The sequence below is a fragment of the Rhodococcus sp. 05-2254-6 genome, from assembly GCF_002258565.1.
Taxonomy (GTDB): Bacteria; Actinomycetota; Actinomycetes; order Mycobacteriales; family Mycobacteriaceae; genus Rhodococcoides.
The window spans coordinates 14,600-31,214 of sequence record NZ_NOZF01000014.1; the positions used below are offsets into that span (position 1 = coordinate 14,600).

Below are 16,615 nucleotides of genomic sequence, written 5' to 3' on the forward strand. Positions count from 1 at the left end.
TCCTTCCATGCGTCTGATCGTGGGGTACCAGGCAACACCGAGTGGCGCTGACGGAATCGCCCTGGGGGCAACGCTTGCGCGTTCGCTGCAGGCGTCGCTGGACATCTGTCTGGTGCTGCCGCAGGAGCGTCCGGTGCCGTCCAAAGCGCCGGTCGAGGCCGGATACGACGACATCCTGATCGATCGGGCCACCGGCTGGCTCGACGAGGCACTCACCCTCGTACCCGAGGACGTGCAGGCACGCGCGCACCTGTTGTTCGACGAGTCCTTCGCTCAGGGCCTGCTCGACGCCGTCCGAGAGTTCGACGCGTACATGATCGTGGTCGGTGCGGCCGGTGACGGTCTGCTCGGACGCCATTCGATCGGCACCGTCACCAGCGATCTGCTGCACGTGGCGCATGTGCCGCTCGCGCTGGCTCCGCGGGGGTATCGACATTCTCCGCCGCAACGCATTCGAGAGATCACCTGCGCCATCGGAAATCGTCCGGGGGCAGCGGAGCTCATCGAGGCAGCCACCGACCTGTCCGTCACCGCAGAGTTGCCGTTGCGCCTGCTCTCCCTCGTTTCCGCGGACGAGCAATCGGCGCAGGGACAGGGCGGTCTCGCCAAGGCCGAGGAGGTGCTGCGCACCGTGCAAGCGGAATTGCCCGCGGGATCGGACGTGCAGTTGAAGGTGGCGGAGGGCTCCGGCATCGAGAAGGCCGCTTCTTCGCTCGACTGGCACGACGGCGACGTATTGATGGTGGGGTCGTCTCGACTCGCCCAGCCTCACCGTCTCTTCCTGGGATCGGTTGCCGCCAAGATGCTCCGGGTCGTTCCCGTTCCTATGATCGTTGTTCCGAGAGAGGCCGGCGATGAATGAGCACAAGGTAGTGGACGTCGAGTCCAAGGGCCTGTCCGCCGGCCAGCTCGGGTTGCTCGCAAGTGTGGTCCTGGGCATCTCGACCATTGCACCCGCGTACGCGCTCACCGCCTCGCTCGGGCCGACGGTCACCGAGGTCGGGGTCCATCTGCCCGCGATCTTCATCGTCGGCTTCATTCCGATGTTGTTGGTGGCGTTGGGTTATCGAGAGCTCAACGCGGCCGAGCCCGACAGCGGCACGTCGTTCACGTGGGCGTCGAAGGCCTTCGGCCCGTACGTCGGCTGGATGGGCGGATGGGGCCTGATCGCGGCCACCATCATCGTGCTCTCGAACCTGGCGGGAGTGGCCGTCGACTTCTTCTATCTCTTTCTCGCCCAGGTCACCAGCAACGACTCACTGGCCGACCTGACCGGCAACAAGCTCGTCAACATCGTCACGTGCCTGGTGTTCATGGCATTGGCAGCGTGGCTCTGCTATCGCGGCATGCAGGAGACCAAGCGTGTCCAGTACACGATGCTCGGCTTCCAGCTTTTGGTCATGGCGTGGTTCATCGTGGCCGCGTTCGTCAAGGTCGGTGCAGGCGACGGGGCCGAGGACATCTCGTTCAGCCTGGACTGGTTCGACCCGTTCGGAATCCCGAGCTTCTCCGCGTTCACTGCCGGCCTGTCACTGTCGATCTTCATGTACTGGGGTTGGGACGTCTGCCTGACCGTCAACGAGGAAACCTCCGGCAGCGCAAAGATTCCCGGACGCGCTGCGCTGGTCACGGTGTTCTTCATCATCGTTCTGTACTTGCTCACCGCAGTGGCAACCCTGCTCTTCGCCGGCACAGGTGACACCGGAAACGGACTGCAGAATCCCGACACCACCGACAACGTGTTCGCCGCCCTCGCGGGGCCGGTGATGGGTCCGTTCGCGATCCTGCTGTCCCTGGCCGTGTTGAGCAGCTCCGCCAGCTCGCTGCAGGCCACGTTCATCTCGCCGGCCCGCACGTTGCTGGCGATGGGCCACTACCAGGCCCTACCGAAGCGATTCGCCTCCATCACACCGAGATTCAGCACCCCGGGCTTCGCGACGCTGGTGGCAGGCGGAGCGTCCGCAGGCTTCTACGCCGTGATGCGGGTGGTGAGCGACAACGTTCTCACCGACACCATCGCCGCGCTCGGACTGATGATCTGCTTCTACTACGGCATCACCGCATTCGCCTGTGTCTGGTACTTCCGCGAAGAGCTGTTCACCAGCACCCGCAACGTGTTCTTCAAGTTCTTGGCTCCGCTGCTCGGTGGCGTCGGCATGGCAGTGGTGTTCGTGCAGACCTCGGTCGACGCTTGGGACCCCGAATTCGGCAGTGGCTCATCACTGTTCGGCATCGGCATGGTGTTCCTCATCGGCGTCGGCATCATCGTGCTCGGCATGGTCGTCATGGCAGTGGTTGCACTGCGCAAGCCGGAATTCTTCAAGGGCAACATTCTCCGCCGTGATACTCCGTCGCTGATCGTCGAAGACTGACCGCCCCTCGGCCCTCGTCAGGGTCGAGGGTGCTCGATGCCGCGCTCCTGCAGCCCTTGCACGATCAGCTCGGTGACGCGCACCCAGGCGGGCCGATCGGCCCACTGCGCCTCGAGCAGCGAGTTGGCCGCCGGATCGTCGAGACCGCGCTCGAACGACCACTCGAGGGCGTCACTGTCCCAGGCGTTCACCATCCACTCGACCGTGTCGTCCGCGAGCTGCTGGATCTGTGGGTCCTCGGGTTCGAGCTCGGCTGCTCGAAAGGAGCGCACCATGAGTGCCAGATAGCCCGGGTCCCTGAGCATGGTGCCGCCTACCGATTCCAGCCAGGGATCGAGCCTGGGCCGGTAGACGGCATACGTCAGCACCCAGGCATCGCGATGGTGATCGACAACGTCGGGGTCGATACCCGCTTTGCGCAGGTGCGTGATCAGGCCGACGATCACATCTGGAAGGACAAGCGCGTCGCCGGCACGCAACAGCCGGAGTCTGTCGCGATCCTTCTCCAGACGTTCGATCCTGTTGCTCAGGTCGGCGTCGATCTCGGCCAAGGCGAGGTCGAGTGATTCCTGCGAGGCGTCGAGTAGCTCGTGAACGCGCGCCAGTGGCACACCGGCGGAGGCAAGAGCAACGACGCGTGACAGCCTCAGGACGGCCTCCCCGTCGTAGAGGCGGTAGCCCGATGTATTGCGCTGCGGCTCGTCCAACAGACCCTGCTGGTGATAGAACCGGACGGTTCGGGTTGTCACTCCCACATAGGAAGCCAGCTCACCGATGCGCAGCATGGCAACCATTCTGGCCGATCAATCGTCCACCCGGGCAGACTGCGGCAGCGGTTCGGTCAGCTCACGTGCACCCGGACTCAGAACCGCATAGGCGGCGACAGCGGTCCATCCGACGCCCATGACGACAGCCCCGAGACCGAGATCTCCGCCGACGAGCACCACCGACATCAGCCCCAACCCCATCGGACCCGCCACGAGCCCGCCCATGTTCAGCCAGCCGAGGACGCGCCCCCGAACGTGTGCGGGGACACGCTCGGCGACGTAGACGTTCCAGATCGGACCGAACAGCCCGGATCCGAGACCCATGACCAGCATCCCCGCTGCGACGATCCAGAACCCTTGCAACTGTGCGAACAGCCAGATACCTGCCGTCATCGCGGCCATTCCCGTCACGAAGGTGGCCCGTCGAGATCGGGCGGCCAACGCAGCGAACAGTGCCGACCCCGCCAGCGCACCGATCGCGAACGCCGACATCGCCAGGCCCAGCTGCCCGGGTTCGCCGATCTCGTTGAAGTGACCGGGCAGGAGCAGGCTGATCATCGGCGGGGTGACCAGGCTCGCCAGGAATGCGAAAATCAGCATTGCTCGCAGCGCGGGCGTGGCACGGATCAGGTCCAGGGCACTGCCAGAACCCGTGGAGTCCGTCGCGAACGCCTGCCCCATGACCGGAACAATCGCAGTCAGCAATGCAGCGGCCGCCGACGAGGCTGCGGTGACGGCAACGACCTCGATCGGATCCAGCACGCTCAACAGCAGGCCCGCCAGAGCCGGTCCGGCCAGGAACGCCAGTGAAAACCCGGTCTGAAAGAACCCGGCCACCGTGGTGACCGACGTTCCCGAGATCGACGCGACGTCGGCGAGCATCGCTTGACGAGCCGTCATCCCCGGAACATCGAAGACCGCGCCTGCAACTCCCAGCACCACGAACCACGGCACCGACAACCCCACCGTCGCACTCACCACGATCAAGCCGAGTACCGCAGTTGCGCTGCCGAGATCGGAGACGACGGCCACGTTGCGTGCTCCGAATCGGTCGATCAGGCGACCACCGGCGAATGTTGCCGGCACCGCAGCGATGCCCGCTGCCGCAGCGATCAGACCTGCCGACGTGAGACTTCCGGTCGTGGCCAGCACCAACCAGGGTAGGACGATCGTGATCGCCGAGTTGCCGAAAAGGGACAACGAAGCGCCACCGATGTACAGAGGAACGGCAAGACGGATTCGACTCATGCTTCGATGATCGGCATTGACGTTGCGTCAAGGTCAAGATGAACCTGCAGGTGTTGCCGAAGACCTAACCGTCGAGCATGTCCGCAGGCGTGGGATCGAATCCGGCCAGCAGCGCTCGGAGTCCGTATTCGAAGGCATCCTCGGATCGCTCTCGCAGATCTCCCGCGGTGTCCAGGGCAGCTCTCAGTTCCGGTTCCACGTCGCGACTGCTGAGCCACGGTGCCTCGGGAGCTGCCAGATCCAACGCCGAACCCAACACGTAACTGTCGAGCACGGTGATGATGCGGAGCACGTCGCCCGGCACGAAGCCGGCGTCAGTCAGCACCCGCGCCAGCGTGTTGTACATCCCGAACGCAGCGCTGCTGTTCACGGCCTGAGCCGTCAGCAGTGGAATCAGCCGCGGGTAGCGTCCGTAGCTGTTTCGGTAGCCGCGTGCGATCCAGGCGAGCGCCTCACGCCACGGCACACCGACCTCCGGCATCGCCACCTCGGACATCGCCCGGCCCCGCAGCAACTCGATGATCTCGTCACGTCCGGCCACGTGGTTGTAGAGCGAGGACGGACTGACCTTCAGCCTCTTGGCCAGCTGAGGCATGGTGAATCCACCCGACTCTTCGACGAGAGTCAGGGCCGCCGTCGTGATGCGATCGAGGTCGAGCAGGGGTGCCGACGGTCGTCCCACAGCATTTCTCCCGTATCTGTTGCGTTCGAGGCAGACATCCACGATACTTAACGAATCACATTCGTTTTAACAGGAGATCAGCATGCTGACACTCACCAATCTCTCGGCTCCCGAGGCTCTGACCCGCACCACCCCAACCGATCGCGCGCCGCTCCGCGTCGGACTGGTGCAGCATCGCTGGAACCCCGATGCCGCAGGCTTGAAGGCCGAACTGCTCGACGCCATCGCCGCTGCCGCGGACCTCGGAGCGAAGGTCGTCTTCCTGCCCGAGATCACCCTGTTGCGCTACCCCGCCGACACCCGCGCCGGAGCCAACCCGGGCAGTGAAGCCGAGGATCTGCTGACCGGGCCCACGTTCACTCTCGCTGCCGAGGCCGCAGCCGCGAACGGCATCGTCGTCCATGCCTCGCTGTACGAGAAGTCCGAAGCCGCAGACGGATTGGGGTTCAACAGCGCCATCATGGTCTCGCCGACGGGAGAACTGTTGGCGAGAACCCGCAAGCTGCACATCCCCATCTCGGCCGGCTATTACGAGGACACCTACTTCCGGGCCGGTCCGGCCGAGGACCCGTATCCCGTGTACTCCCCCGCGGAACTCGGCGGAGCGAGAGTGGGCCTACCCACGTGCTGGGACGAGTGGTTCCCCGAGGTCGCGCGCAGTTACGCGCTCGGCGGCGCAGAGATTCTCGCGTATCCGACGGCCATCGGGTCCGAGCCGTCGTTCCCGGCCTTCGACACCCAACCGCTGTGGCAACACGTCATCGTCGGCCACGGCATCTCGAACGGCCTGTTCATGGTGGTACCCAACCGCTGCGGAAACGAAGGCGCGATCACCTTCTACGGCTCGTCGTTCATCTCCGATCCGTTCGGTCGCGTCCTGATTCAGGCACCCCGAGACGAATCGGCTGTCCTCGTCGCGGATCTCGACCTCGATCAGCGTCGAGAATGGTTGGAGCTCTTTCCGTTCCTACTGACACGCAGACCCGACACGTACGGCCGCCTCACCGAGCCGGTGAACATCGACGCCCCCTACGGTGACGGACATCCCGCGACTCCGGTGATCAAATGACAACCAATGCAACGACATTCACGATGCCATCCGAAACCGCTCCGCAGGACAAGGTGTGGATGGCGTTCCCGTGCGAGGGCTACTCCCTCGGAGACGACCCGGCGGCCAAGCACGAGGCCCGCTCCACATGGGCGGCCGTAGCACACGCTGTTGCCGCGTTCGAGCCGGTGACCGTCGTCGTCGATCCGGCCGAACGCGCCGTCGCATCGACATACCTCTCGCGCGATATCGACATCGTCGAAGCACGGTTGAACGACGCCTGGATGCGCGACATCGGTCCGACATTCGTTCATGCACAGGACGGTTCGGTCGCCGCCGTCGACTGGGTCTTCAACGGCTGGGGTGCGCAGGACTGGGCGCAGTGGGACAAGGACAGTCGTATCGGCGAGTTCGTCGCGAATCAGGCTGCTGTGCAGCGAATCACGTCGCCAATCGTCAACGAGGGCGGCGGCATCGCGGTCGACGGCACAGGCACCGTGCTGGTGACCGAGACCGTACAGCTCGATCCGGGGCGCAACCCCGGGCTGTCGAAAGCCGACATCGAAGCGGAACTGGCACGAACCATCGGTGCGCAGCATGTCATCTGGCTGCCGCGCGGACTGACGCGCGATTCCATGCGTTTCGGTACCCGAGGACACGTCGACATCGTCGCGGCCATTCCGTCACCGGGAACAGTGCTGGTGCATCGGCAACACGACCGGGCTCACCCCGACTACGAGGTCAGTTCACTGATCGTCGATACCTTGCGGGCCACCCACGACGGCTCGGGTGCGGACTGGAACATCGTCGAGGTGCCGGCTCCGCGGACACTGCGTGATGCCGACGGTTTCGTCGACTACAGCTACATCAATCATCTGGTCGTCAACGGCGGCGTGATCGCCTGCAGTTACGACGACCCGTCCGACGCCGAAGCGGCCGCGATCCTGCGCGACGCGTACCCGGGCCGGGATGTGGTGACCGTGGACGCGAGGCCACTGTTCGAGCGAGGCGGCGGGATCCACTGCATCACCCAGCATCAGCCTGCGGCGAGGAATCTCCAGTGAGAAGTGGGGTCCTACGAGCTGCGACGAACCTCGAGCTCCTCGCCGACGGTGACGGTGAGCGATTCGGTCACGCAGTCCAGCCGTCCGTCGAGACGCAGTGAGACGTTGTATTCGCCCGGCTTGAGGTTGAACGTGGTGATGGTGATGCTGGTGGCGTTCTCGTCCACGATCACGCGCTGACTCAACGACAGCATCCCGTTGTGCAGAACCTCGCACATCTGCCCCGGCAGGACGTTGTCGACATGGACCGTGATGGCTTTCGGTCCGCCGAGAACCTCGATGGTGGGCTGCGGCGTGCTCGACCCGACGAGTCTGAGGTAACTCTTGTCTCTGCGCACGGCCTCGACTTCCCTGTTAGCGTGCTCCACCAGAAGGTGGACGTCCGACGTGGTCTCGTTGGTGCTTCGTGGCGCGATGGAAGACGGATTGGTTTCACACGTCGTCATCGGCCTCGACCCCGAGCCTCTCTTTACATCGGGGGCGCAATCGTCCGCGTTACGAACCCGCCTCCGACCAGCCCACCCGCAGCCGCGAACATCCAGGGAATCTCGATGTCATCGGTCAGAACATACCTCTCGCTCCTCCGATCTGCGAGCGGACTGTTCGAAACGATATCTTTACGTATCCTTGCACCATGTAATACTCGGCGCGAGTGATCAAGGACACGAGAGTCAGTCCGTTTCCTCGAAGCCCTGTAGTTCGGCCTTCTCGGCGGCGAGCTCGGCGTCTCGCCGGCGACGCTGATGCGCCTTGACTCCAATGACCGCCGCGGCGAAGCCGAGCGGCGCACCGACGGCCACCCCGATCCACAGCGACCCGAGATTGCCGTCACCGTAGCGAGCGAGCAGACGAATTGCGGCTCCGCCTCCACAGAGGACGAAGAGCGCCGAGGCAACGGCTATGCGGGCACGCCGAAGCTCCTGCACGGTGTACATGTCGATCCCCCGCGCGCGTGCGTATCCGATAACCACGTAGGCCACGACAATCAGCGCGACGTAGATGCCCAACGCCACCCACGCTCCGGTCACGCCTGCCGCGAAGGGCAGGATCGCGCCTGCGATCAGCCCGATCCACAGCAGTGACTGGAATCCGACGGCCGAGGCCTCGTTCCAGATGTCGCGTTGGAGTTCGTCGGCGTAGAACTCGTCGTCGAGGTCCCCGACGAATCGGGCTGCTCTGACGAATGCGCTCATGATTCTGCCTCTCCTTCGTTTCCGAACAGTGTTTCCACCGTCGTATCGAGTGCACGGGCCAATCGCAGTGCCAGGTAGACGCTCGGCGCATAGTCGCCGCCCTCGACGGAGACGATGCTCTGTCGGCTCACCCCGCAGATTTTGCCGAGTTCGGCCTGGGTGATCCGTGCCTGTTTGCGATGTGCGCGAACGTTGTTCGTTCCGGACATGCCAGAAAGTCAACTCTGCTTGTCATAAAATGTCAAGAGGAGTTGTCATCCTGCGGCATTTACGTCCGCGTAACGCGGGAAACAGACTCGTGACCGCAGAACATACCGACGCAATAACTTCCCTTTACTGTTCGCAATCGCGAATACAACCCCGTATACAAAACCTCCGAAAGGGCCGTAGATGCCTGCTGTCTCGAAGCGCATGTCCTTCAAGCGCGTCATGGTCGTTCCCGCAGCGCTGGCTGCATTGAGCCTCGTTGCCACCGCCTGCGGAAGCAAGGCGAGCGATACCGCCTCTGCCGACGGCGGCGGCGGTTCTGCCACCTCGTGTGTCGACACCTCCGGTGACACCATCAAGGTCGGCTCGCTCAACTCCCTGTCCGGCACCATGGCGATCAGCGAAGTGACGGTGCGTGATTCGATCGCACTGGCCGTCGAGCAGATCAACGCAGCGGGCGGAGTCAACGGCAAGCAGATCGAGGTCGTCGCCGAGGACGGTGCGTCCGAGCCGACGGTGTTCGCCGAGAAGGCCGAGAAGCTCATCAGCAGCGACTGTGTCGCAGCGGTTTTCGGTGGATGGACCTCGTCGTCGCGCAAGGCGATGCTGCCCGTGTTCGAGGACAACGACGCTCTCCTCTACTACCCCGTGCAGTACGAGGGACTCGAGGCGTCGGACAACATCTTCTACACCGGTGCCACCACCAACCAGCAGATCATTCCGGCACTGGACTACCTCAAGGAACAGGGTGTGAAGTCGCTGTACCTCGTCGGTAGCGACTACGTCTTCCCGCAGACCGCCAACCGTGAGATCAAGGCCTACGCGGCCGCGAACGACATCGAGATCAAGGGCGAGGATTACACCCCGCTCGGCTCGACGGACTTCTCCACCATCGTGAACAAGGTTCGCTCGGCCGACGCGGACGCGGTGTTCAACACCCTCAACGGCGACTCGAACGTCGCGTTCTTCCGCGAGTACACCAACGCCGGCCTCAAAGCTGCTGACATGCCGGTCATCTCGGTCTCCATCGCCGAGGAAGAGGTCGCCGGCATCGGTGCGGCCAACATCGAGGGCCAGCTGACCGCCTGGAACTACTACCAGACCGTCGACAGCCCCGAGAACACCAAGTTCGTCGCCGACTACAAGGCGAAGTACGGTGCCGACAAGCCCACCTCGGACCCGATGGAAGCCGCGTACACCTCGGTCTACCTGTGGAAGAACACCGTCGAGAAGGCCGATTCCTTTGCCGTGGCAGACGTTCAGGCCGCGGCCGACGGAGTCAGCTTCGCCGCTCCCGAGGGCGAGGTCGTCATCGACGGCGACAACCACCACATCTCCAAGACCGCCCGCATCGGTGAGATCCGTGCCGACGGACTGATCTACACGGTGTGGGAGTCGCCCGAGGCGATCGCACCCGACCCGTTCCTGGAGACCTACGACTGGGCCGCCGACCTCAACTGACCACCACCCATGTGAGTGGAACTTCGTAGCCTGCTACGAAGTTCCACTCACATGCTCCGAAGGAGCTCCCCTATGGACGTCGTGATCGGACAGTTGTTCACCGGCCTGTCGATCGGATCCATTCTCTTGCTCGCCGCCCTCGGGCTCTCACTGACGTTCGGTCAGATGGGCGTCATCAACATGGCGCACGGCGAGTTCATCATGGCCGGTTCGTACACGGCCTACGGGGTGCAGCAGATCGTCTCCACCGGCGGCGCATCACTGTTCATCTCTCTGATCGTCGGCTTCCTCGTCGGCGGCGCCATGGGAGTGTTGTTGGAGGTCACGCTGATTCAGCGTATGTACCACCGACCACTCGATACCCTGCTCGTCACGTTCGGCGTCGGGCTCATCCTGCAGCAGCTCGCTCGCGACATCTTCGGGGCACCGGCGGTCAACGTCGTGTCCCCGGGTTGGCTGACCGGCGGCGTCGACATCCTCGGTGCCGTGGTGCCCAAGACCAGAATCTTCATCCTCGTCCTCGCGGTCGTCGCCGTTGTTGCGCTGTCGATCGCGCTGAAGAAGACCGCGATGGGTCGACGCATCCGCGCGGTGGTGCAGAACCGCGATCTCGCAGAGACCTCGGGCATCTCGAGCCGCAGGACCGACATCTCGACGTTCTTCCTCGGCTCCGGACTCGCCGGCGTCGCCGGTGTCGCACTCACCCTGATCGGTTCCACCAGTTCCACTGTGGGACAGAGCTATCTGATCGACGCCTTCCTGGTGGTCGTCGTCGGTGGTCTCGGCCAGATCAAGGGCGCGGTCATCGCGGCCTTCGCTCTGGGAATTCTCAACTCGTTCATCGAGTACAGCACCACGGCGTCGATCGCCAAGGTCATCGTGTTCGTGCTCATCGTGATCTTCCTGCAGGCCCGACCGCAGGGCTTGTTCGCCGTCAAGACAAGGAGCCTGGTATGAGCGAGTTCATCGCCAAGCGCGGCGCTCTACTGGGATTCGCGCTCGCCGCGATTCTGTTGTTCGCAGTCGCTCCGGCCGTCCTCAGCGACTTCCGGCTGAACCTGCTGGGCAAGTTCATCTGCTACGCCATCGTGGCCGTCGGAATCGGATTGGCCTGGGGCCGAGGCGGAATGCTCACCCTCGGTCAGGGTGTCTTCTTCGGTATCGGTGCCTACATCATGGCCATGCATCTGAAGATCTCCGACGCCGATCTCCGCGGCGACGACGTACCGGACTTCATGTCGATCGCCGGAATTCGTGAACTGCCCTCGTACTGGGTGCCGTTCACCTCGCCGATCACCACGATCCTGGGCATTCTGTTCGTGCCGGCCCTGGTGGCGCTGGTACTCGGTCTCGGCGTGTTCAAGCGTCGGGTCAAGGGCGCGTACTTCGCGATCCTCAGCCAGGCACTGGCCGCCGCGTTCGCGATTCTGCTCATCGGGCAGCAGACCACCGGTGGATCCAACGGCCTCAACAGGTTCCGCACCTTTTTCGGGTTCAACCTCAACGACCCGGCCAACAAGCAGATGCTGTTCTTCATCGCTGCAGGCGTACTCCTCGTCGTCGTCGCGATCACCCGCCAGCTCATGTACTCGCGCTACGGCGAACTGTTGGTGGCGGTACGCGATCAGGAGGAGCGGGTGCGGTTCCTCGGGTACGACCCCGCCAACGTCAAGATCGTGGCCTACGTGGCGGCGGCGTTCTTCGCGGGTCTCGCAGGCGCACTGTTCGTTCCGATCGTCGGCATCATCTCCCCCAACGACGTCGGCATCGTCCCGTCCATCGCGTTCCTCATCGGTGTCGCGATCGGCGGTCGTACCACCCTGCTCGGTCCGGTCCTCGGCGCGCTCGGCGTCGCGTGGGCTCAGACCACGCTGTCCGAGCAGTTCCCGTCGGGCTGGACGTACGCGCAGGGACTGTTGTTCGTGGTGGTCGTCGGGTTCTTCCCCGCCGGTATCGCAGGACTGTTCGCGCTGCGAAAACGAAAGAAGGAAGCCGAAGCGGTACCCGAACCGAGCGAAGAGCCAGAGAAGGAACTGACGCGATGATCCACGTCGAAGGTCCACAACCCACGTTCGGCGGCAACGCCGGCATGTCGAGTCAGTACCTCGAAGTCCGAGACCTGACAGTCAGTTTCGACGGTTTCAAGGCCAACACCAACGTCGATCTGACGCTGATGCAGGGCGATCTGCGTTTCCTCATCGGGCCCAACGGCGCAGGCAAGACCACGCTGATCGACGCCATCACCGGCCTCGTCCCGGCGACCGGCTCGGTCACCAAATCCGGCGTGGAACTGCTCGGCAAGAAGGTGCATCAGATCGCCCGCCTGGGCATCGGCCGAACCTTCCAGACCGCCAGCATCTTCGAGAATCTGACGGTATTGCAGAACCTGGACATCGCCGCCGGGTCCGGTCGGTCGGTGCTGACAATGTTGCGTCGTCGAGGATCGGTGCTGCCGCAGATCGAGGAGGCACTCGAGACCATCGGCCTGACGGCCGAGCGCGACAAGCCGGCAGGAATTCTCGCGCACGGTCAGAAGCAGTGGCTCGAGATCGGAATGCTGTTGGTGCAGAACGCCGACGTGCTGCTGCTCGACGAGCCGGTCGCCGGCATGAGTCACGAGGAACGCGAGGAAACGGGCCAGCTGCTGCAGCGCATCGGCGGTGAGCGGACGGTCGTGGTGGTCGAGCACGACATGGACTTCATGCGCATGTTCGCCACTTCGGTGACGGTGTTGGCAGCCGGACGGGTCCTGGCCGAGGGCACAGTGGCCGAGGTACAGGCCGATCCGAAGGTCCAAGAGGTGTACCTCGGCACCGCGGCTGCGGGCGAGGAACTCGATCACATCGCAGAAGAGGGAGCCGGTCATGCTTGAACTGGTCGATGTACGTACCGGTTACGGCCGCAGCGAAGTCATTCACGGTGCGTCGCTGACGGTTCCGGCCGACGGTGTCGCCGCAGTGATGGGACACAACGGTGCCGGCAAGACCACCCTGCTGCGGGCAGCGGTCGGCTTGCTGAAGGTCAATTCCGGCAAAGTTCTGTTCGACGGCGAGGACGTGAGCGCGTTGCGCCCCAGCGCCCGCGTCGCTCGCGGGCTCGCCTATGTGCCGCAGGGTCAGCAGTCGTTCGGCCAGCTGACGACGGCCGAGAACCTGCAGGTGGTCGCCGACGGCCGCAAGCGCGGCAAGGCGCTGATCGACGAGGCACTCGATCTGTTTCCGGCATTGAAGGAATTGCTCGGTCGCAGAGCGGGATTGCTCTCGGGTGGACAGCGCCAGCAGCTGGCGATCGCGAGGGCCCTGATCACCGAACCGCGAATGTTGATCCTGGACGAGCCCACCGAGGGCATCCAACCGTCGGTGGTCGCCGAGATCGAACGCACCGTCCTCGAACTCACTCGACGCGGCGGTCTCGGAGTGTTGTTGGTGGAGCAGCACATCGGTTTCGCTCTGGAGTCGGCGCAGAACTACTACATCCTCGAGGCCGGCCGCATCACGTCCACCGGCGTGGGCGGAGCCGAGTCCGAGGCAGACGTCCGCGCAGCCATGGCGATCTGACCGGACGCATCGTGCCGCGCAGGGACCTTCGCGAGAAGGTCTATTCGTCACTGCGCCGGGATCTGATCTCCGGTGCCATCAGTTCCACCGAACGGCTCGGCGAGGAGCGTCTCGCCGAGCTGTACGGTGTCTCGCGCACTCCGGTGCGTGAAGCCTTGGCCAGATTGCAGGCCGACGGTCTCGTCACTCGCGATGACGCCGGGCTGCACGCCTATCGTCCACGACTGAGCGACCTGCCCGATCTGTACGAGCTACGGGCCACTCTCGAGGCTCGCGGCATCACGCGCTCGACATCCCAGTCCGTCGACCGGGCGTCGCTGTCGAACCTGTTGGACACCTGGATCGGTTTGCGGGACGACCCTCCCGGCACCACCGACGATCTGGTGTCCCTGGACGAGAACTTTCACGTCACCTTGCTGGCCGCGTCGGGTAATCCGGCTCTGACCGAGGCGCTGTGCACCGTGAACGCCAAGGTGCGTCCGGTTCGGATACTCGGCGGACTCGACGCCGCAGCCGTCGTCTCGGCGATCGATCAACACATCGACATCGTCGAACGCGTGCTCGCCGGGACCCTGGACTCGGCACTGGAACTGCTACTCGCCCATATCGATTCATCACGCGATCGAGTGGTCGCGCGGGCGCAGCAGGCGGCGGCGCTGGCCGGCGCGGTCCGTATCTGATGCGTCAGGCGCGACCCGCCAGGAGTGGAGCCTGCGGAACGACCCAACTAGTCCGAGAGAATCCGATCGATGTCGTCGAGCACGGTCTGCCCACCCATGGGCCCGACCCCGGTGATCCAGTACGACATGTCCACCGCGTGCGGGTTCGGCAGGATCGCTGCGTTGGCGGTGATCGACGCCGGAATCGCCGCGGGGTCCGACGGGTCGGCGGCGGTGACGACGATCAGATCCGCTGCCGCCTGAGCCGCCAGCTCGGGCGAGAGGTCGACCGAGATCTCGTCCGCCCATTCCGGCCGCGGCGGAGTGGTGAAGCCTGCACATTCGAGGGTGCTCCCGGCGAACGACGACGGCCCGTACAGGGTCAGCTCACCGTTGCGCGGCCTGATGAGTTGTGCCGTCTGCCCGGCAGTGTCGAATTCCTCGGCGATCTCGGCACACCGGTCGTCGTAGTCGGTGAGCAGTTCCTCGGCGTCGTTCTCCTTGCCGAGAGTGCGCCCGACGAACCTGACGTTCTCGCGCCACGGATCGGACTGGGATGCCATGAACACCGTCGGTGCAATGGCGGAGAGTTGGTCGTAGTACTCGGCGTGTCGAGTCTCCGTGCCCAGGATCAGATCTGGTTGTAGGGCCGCGATGTCCTCGATGGTCGGTTCGGCAACCGTACCGACGGTCGCGATGTTCGCCGCTTCGGTACCGAGGTACGACGGCACGCCGCTCGTCTCGCTGAGCACGGCGGTGCCGACGGGCATTACGCCGAGGGCGACGGTGGTGTCGAGCTCGACCGGCTCCAGGGTGACGATGCGCAGCGGGGTCTCGGGCACGTCGACCGTTCCCCGGACGGTCTCGATCGATCTCGTGGCGCTGCCTGCGCTGTCGGGGGCGGCGTCGGTGGACGAGCACGCCGTCGCAGTCACTCCGAGGGCGGCGATGGTGAGCGCGAGGGCCGTGATGCGGGCATGGGACTTCGTCAAGGGTCCTCCGAGGAAAGTTTGTGCTGGATGACAAGAAGGGTAGCCTAGCCTTCTTCGTCCCGGTGACGTCCGGCCGGGCAGTCGGTACGGTGTGGCTGTGACCACACCACGCATTCCGTCCGGTACCGCCAGAACCCTCGGGCCCATCAACTGGGTCATCTGCAAGGTGATCGCCAAGGGTGCGGGGGTGCCCAATCCGCACTTGTTCACCACCCTCGGGCGCACCGGTGGGCTGTATCGGGCATGGCTGTTCTACAGCGGCCACCTGATGCCCGGCGGGAAGATCTCACGCAAGGAAACCGAAATGGTGATCCTGCGCGTGGCGCACCTGCGCGATTCCGCGTACGAGATGGACCATCACATCCGGCTGGGCAAGCGGGCGGGCATCGACCGGGATCTGCTCGAGCTGATCAAGACCGGACCGGACGCACCGGGACTGTCGACGCGGTATCGGACCATCCTCTCTGCGGTCGACGAACTCATCGCCACCAAAATCCTCTCCGACGCGACCTGGAACCAACTCGCCACCCAGTTCGACGAGCGACGACTCATCGAATTCGTCCTGCTGGTCACTCAATACGATGGCCTGGCAACCACTCTCGGCGTTCTGCGAGTGGAGCGGGACTACGGCGACCGGCCTCCGCGACCATGATCGACTCTGCCGAGACCGCATTGCACCGCGCACTCGAGATGATCGAGCCCGAGGTGCTGCGGGGGCTGGCGCGCACCGACGGCGGGTACGTCGAACTCTTACCGAACGTGCCCGCACCGAATCCGTCGCCGGCCAGCATCGCGATGAACAACCGCGTGGTGGCGGCGATCTACGAGAAGGTGTGGCGCCCGTTCGGTGTATCGATGATGGGCGTCGCCGGCATGTCCATGTCGGCCGAACGTGCGAAAGCCGTTGCCGACCTTCGATTGAACGGCCCGCAACGGGTACTCGATGTCGCGTGCGGCCCGGGCAACTTCACCAGGTTCCTCTCGGAGGCTCTCACCGGTGATGGGCTCGCCGTCGGATTCGACATCTCCGAGGCGATGATCGCCCGCGCGGTGCGAGACAACCGCGGCCCCCGCGCGGCGTACGTGCGGGGAGATGCCGCCCGACTGCCCTATGCCGACGGCGCGTTCGACGCCGTGTGCTGCTACGCCGCTCTGTATCTCGTTCCGCAGCCGATGACGGTGCTGGACGAGCTGATTCGCGTCGTGCGCCCGGGTGGACGCATCGCAATCATGACCAGCTGCGAGCCTCATCCGGCACCGCTGGGTACCGTCGTCGGCTTCGGAACGGGCCTGGCGGGTGTGAGGATGTTCCCGAAGAACCTGTTCGTCGACGTGTTCGAGGCATCGGGACTGACCGAGATCGAG

The 16,615-nt window shown here is 64.4% G+C and carries 19 protein-coding genes; 12 read left to right on the forward strand and 7 right to left on the reverse strand.

The window, feature by feature from the left end:
- Nucleotides 1–7: 7 nt before the first annotated feature.
- A complete protein-coding gene (locus CH256_RS01565; protein WP_068046209.1) occupies nt 8–862 on the forward strand; it encodes a universal stress protein in 855 nt (284 codons plus the stop codon).
- Complete coding sequence (locus tag CH256_RS01570; RefSeq protein ID WP_068046212.1) at nt 855–2,372, forward strand: APC family permease; 1,518 nt, start codon at nt 855–857, stop codon at nt 2,370–2,372. The genes CH256_RS01565 and CH256_RS01570 overlap by 8 nt, the downstream gene beginning before the upstream one ends.
- 17 nt (nt 2,373–2,389) lie before the next feature.
- Here the strand turns inward: CH256_RS01570 and CH256_RS01575 are convergent, their stop codons facing one another.
- From CH256_RS01575 to CH256_RS01585, 3 genes are all read right to left on the reverse strand, one after another.
- The gene (locus tag CH256_RS01575; protein ID WP_176460411.1) at nt 2,390–3,157 is read right to left on the reverse strand and encodes a MerR family transcriptional regulator; all 768 of its coding nucleotides are present in this window, start codon (nt 3,155–3,157) and stop codon (nt 2,390–2,392) included.
- Between the two features lie 18 nt (nt 3,158–3,175).
- On the reverse strand, nt 3,176–4,387 hold the full coding sequence (locus CH256_RS01580) for an MFS transporter (RefSeq protein WP_094641038.1): 1,212 nt from the start codon (nt 4,385–4,387) through the stop codon (nt 3,176–3,178).
- A 64-nt stretch (nt 4,388–4,451) separates the two neighbouring features.
- Nucleotides 4,452–5,069, reverse strand: coding sequence for a TetR/AcrR family transcriptional regulator C-terminal domain-containing protein (locus CH256_RS01585; RefSeq protein WP_068046221.1), 618 nt, complete (start codon nt 5,067–5,069; stop codon nt 4,452–4,454).
- 82 nt (nt 5,070–5,151) lie between these two features.
- Between CH256_RS01585 and CH256_RS01590 the strand changes: the two genes are divergently transcribed.
- Together CH256_RS01590 and CH256_RS01595 are read left to right on the forward strand one after the other, a co-directional pair.
- Nucleotides 5,152–6,138 (forward strand): nitrilase-related carbon-nitrogen hydrolase, encoded by a 987-nt coding sequence (locus CH256_RS01590; protein ID WP_094641037.1) that lies wholly within the window; start codon nt 5,152–5,154, stop codon nt 6,136–6,138.
- A complete protein-coding gene (locus CH256_RS01595) occupies nt 6,135–7,181 on the forward strand; it encodes an agmatine deiminase family protein (protein ID WP_176460412.1) in 1,047 nt (348 codons plus the stop codon). Before CH256_RS01590 ends, CH256_RS01595 begins: the two co-directional genes overlap by 4 nt.
- Before the next feature lie 11 nt (nt 7,182–7,192).
- Here CH256_RS01595 and CH256_RS01600 read toward each other — a convergent pair whose 3' ends face one another.
- From CH256_RS01600 to CH256_RS01610, 3 genes are all read right to left on the reverse strand, one after another.
- Complete coding sequence (locus tag CH256_RS01600; protein ID WP_094641036.1) at nt 7,193–7,627, reverse strand: hypothetical protein; 435 nt, start codon at nt 7,625–7,627, stop codon at nt 7,193–7,195.
- Nucleotides 7,628–7,852: 225 nt separating this feature from the next.
- Entirely contained in the window at nt 7,853–8,374 is a 522-nt protein-coding gene (locus tag CH256_RS01605; protein ID WP_094641035.1) for a hypothetical protein, read from the reverse strand.
- Entirely contained in the window at nt 8,371–8,583 is a 213-nt protein-coding gene (locus CH256_RS01610; protein ID WP_068046235.1) for a helix-turn-helix transcriptional regulator, read from the reverse strand. The genes CH256_RS01605 and CH256_RS01610 overlap by 4 nt, the downstream gene beginning before the upstream one ends.
- A gap of 181 nt (nt 8,584–8,764) precedes the next feature.
- On the opposite strand from CH256_RS01610, the gene urtA reads away from it, so the two are divergent.
- From urtA to CH256_RS01640, 6 genes are all read left to right on the forward strand, one after another.
- Nucleotides 8,765–10,042 (forward strand): urea ABC transporter substrate-binding protein, encoded by a 1,278-nt coding sequence (urtA, locus tag CH256_RS01615; RefSeq protein WP_094641034.1) that lies wholly within the window; start codon nt 8,765–8,767, stop codon nt 10,040–10,042.
- 72 nt (nt 10,043–10,114) lie between these two features.
- Nucleotides 10,115–10,999, forward strand: a complete 885-nt coding sequence (urtB, locus tag CH256_RS01620; protein ID WP_094668691.1) for an urea ABC transporter permease subunit UrtB — start codon at nt 10,115–10,117, stop codon at nt 10,997–10,999.
- On the forward strand, nt 10,996–12,087 hold the full coding sequence (gene urtC, locus CH256_RS01625; protein ID WP_068046246.1) for an urea ABC transporter permease subunit UrtC: 1,092 nt from the start codon (nt 10,996–10,998) through the stop codon (nt 12,085–12,087). The genes urtB and urtC overlap by 4 nt, the downstream gene beginning before the upstream one ends.
- Nucleotides 12,084–12,914 (forward strand): urea ABC transporter ATP-binding protein UrtD, encoded by an 831-nt coding sequence (urtD, locus tag CH256_RS01630; protein WP_068046248.1) that lies wholly within the window; start codon nt 12,084–12,086, stop codon nt 12,912–12,914. Before urtC ends, urtD begins: the two co-directional genes overlap by 4 nt.
- Entirely contained in the window at nt 12,907–13,599 is a 693-nt protein-coding gene (gene urtE, locus CH256_RS01635; RefSeq protein WP_094668692.1) for an urea ABC transporter ATP-binding subunit UrtE, read from the forward strand. The genes urtD and urtE overlap by 8 nt, the downstream gene beginning before the upstream one ends.
- A gap of 11 nt (nt 13,600–13,610) precedes the next feature.
- A complete protein-coding gene (locus tag CH256_RS01640; protein ID WP_094641032.1) occupies nt 13,611–14,279 on the forward strand; it encodes a GntR family transcriptional regulator in 669 nt (222 codons plus the stop codon).
- Nucleotides 14,280–14,326: 47 nt separating this feature from the next.
- Here CH256_RS01640 and CH256_RS01645 read toward each other — a convergent pair whose 3' ends face one another.
- Nucleotides 14,327–15,250, reverse strand: coding sequence for an ABC transporter substrate-binding protein (locus CH256_RS01645; protein ID WP_094641031.1), 924 nt, complete (start codon nt 15,248–15,250; stop codon nt 14,327–14,329).
- Between the two features lie 91 nt (nt 15,251–15,341).
- Here CH256_RS01645 and CH256_RS01650 point away from each other — a divergent pair, with 91 nt between their 5' ends.
- Entirely contained in the window at nt 15,342–15,902 is a 561-nt protein-coding gene (locus CH256_RS01650) for a carboxymuconolactone decarboxylase family protein (RefSeq protein ID WP_094668693.1), read from the forward strand.
- Nucleotides 15,899–16,615 (forward strand): class I SAM-dependent methyltransferase (locus CH256_RS01655; RefSeq protein WP_256989327.1); only part of this gene is annotated, 717 nt, incomplete at its 3' end. The genes CH256_RS01650 and CH256_RS01655, both read left to right, overlap by 4 nt.

What these genes read in the sequence shown, in the direction of transcription:
- CH256_RS01565 (WP_068046209.1), top strand. Translation starts at nt 8, where the DNA reads ATGCGTCTGATCGTGGGGTACCAGGCAACACCGAGTGGCGCTGACGGA.
- CH256_RS01570 (WP_068046212.1), top strand. Translation starts at nt 855, where the DNA reads ATGAATGAGCACAAGGTAGTGGACGTCGAGTCCAAGGGCCTGTCCGCC.
- CH256_RS01575 (WP_176460411.1), bottom strand. Translation starts at nt 3,157, where the DNA reads ATGCTGCGCATCGGTGAGCTGGCTTCCTATGTGGGAGTGACAACCCGA.
- CH256_RS01580 (WP_094641038.1), bottom strand. Translation starts at nt 4,387, where the DNA reads ATGAGTCGAATCCGTCTTGCCGTTCCTCTGTACATCGGTGGCGCTTCG.
- CH256_RS01590 (WP_094641037.1), top strand. Translation starts at nt 5,152, where the DNA reads ATGCTGACACTCACCAATCTCTCGGCTCCCGAGGCTCTGACCCGCACC.
- CH256_RS01595 (WP_176460412.1), top strand. Translation starts at nt 6,135, where the DNA reads ATGACAACCAATGCAACGACATTCACGATGCCATCCGAAACCGCTCCG.
- CH256_RS01600 (WP_094641036.1), bottom strand. Translation starts at nt 7,627, where the DNA reads ATGACGACGTGTGAAACCAATCCGTCTTCCATCGCGCCACGAAGCACC.
- CH256_RS01605 (WP_094641035.1), bottom strand. Translation starts at nt 8,374, where the DNA reads ATGAGCGCATTCGTCAGAGCAGCCCGATTCGTCGGGGACCTCGACGAC.
- CH256_RS01610 (WP_068046235.1), bottom strand. Translation starts at nt 8,583, where the DNA reads ATGTCCGGAACGAACAACGTTCGCGCACATCGCAAACAGGCACGGATC.
- urtA (WP_094641034.1), top strand. Translation starts at nt 8,765, where the DNA reads ATGCCTGCTGTCTCGAAGCGCATGTCCTTCAAGCGCGTCATGGTCGTT.
- urtB (WP_094668691.1), top strand. Translation starts at nt 10,115, where the DNA reads ATGGACGTCGTGATCGGACAGTTGTTCACCGGCCTGTCGATCGGATCC.
- urtC (WP_068046246.1), top strand. Translation starts at nt 10,996, where the DNA reads ATGAGCGAGTTCATCGCCAAGCGCGGCGCTCTACTGGGATTCGCGCTC.
- urtD (WP_068046248.1), top strand. Translation starts at nt 12,084, where the DNA reads ATGATCCACGTCGAAGGTCCACAACCCACGTTCGGCGGCAACGCCGGC.
- urtE (WP_094668692.1), top strand. Translation starts at nt 12,907, where the DNA reads ATGCTTGAACTGGTCGATGTACGTACCGGTTACGGCCGCAGCGAAGTC.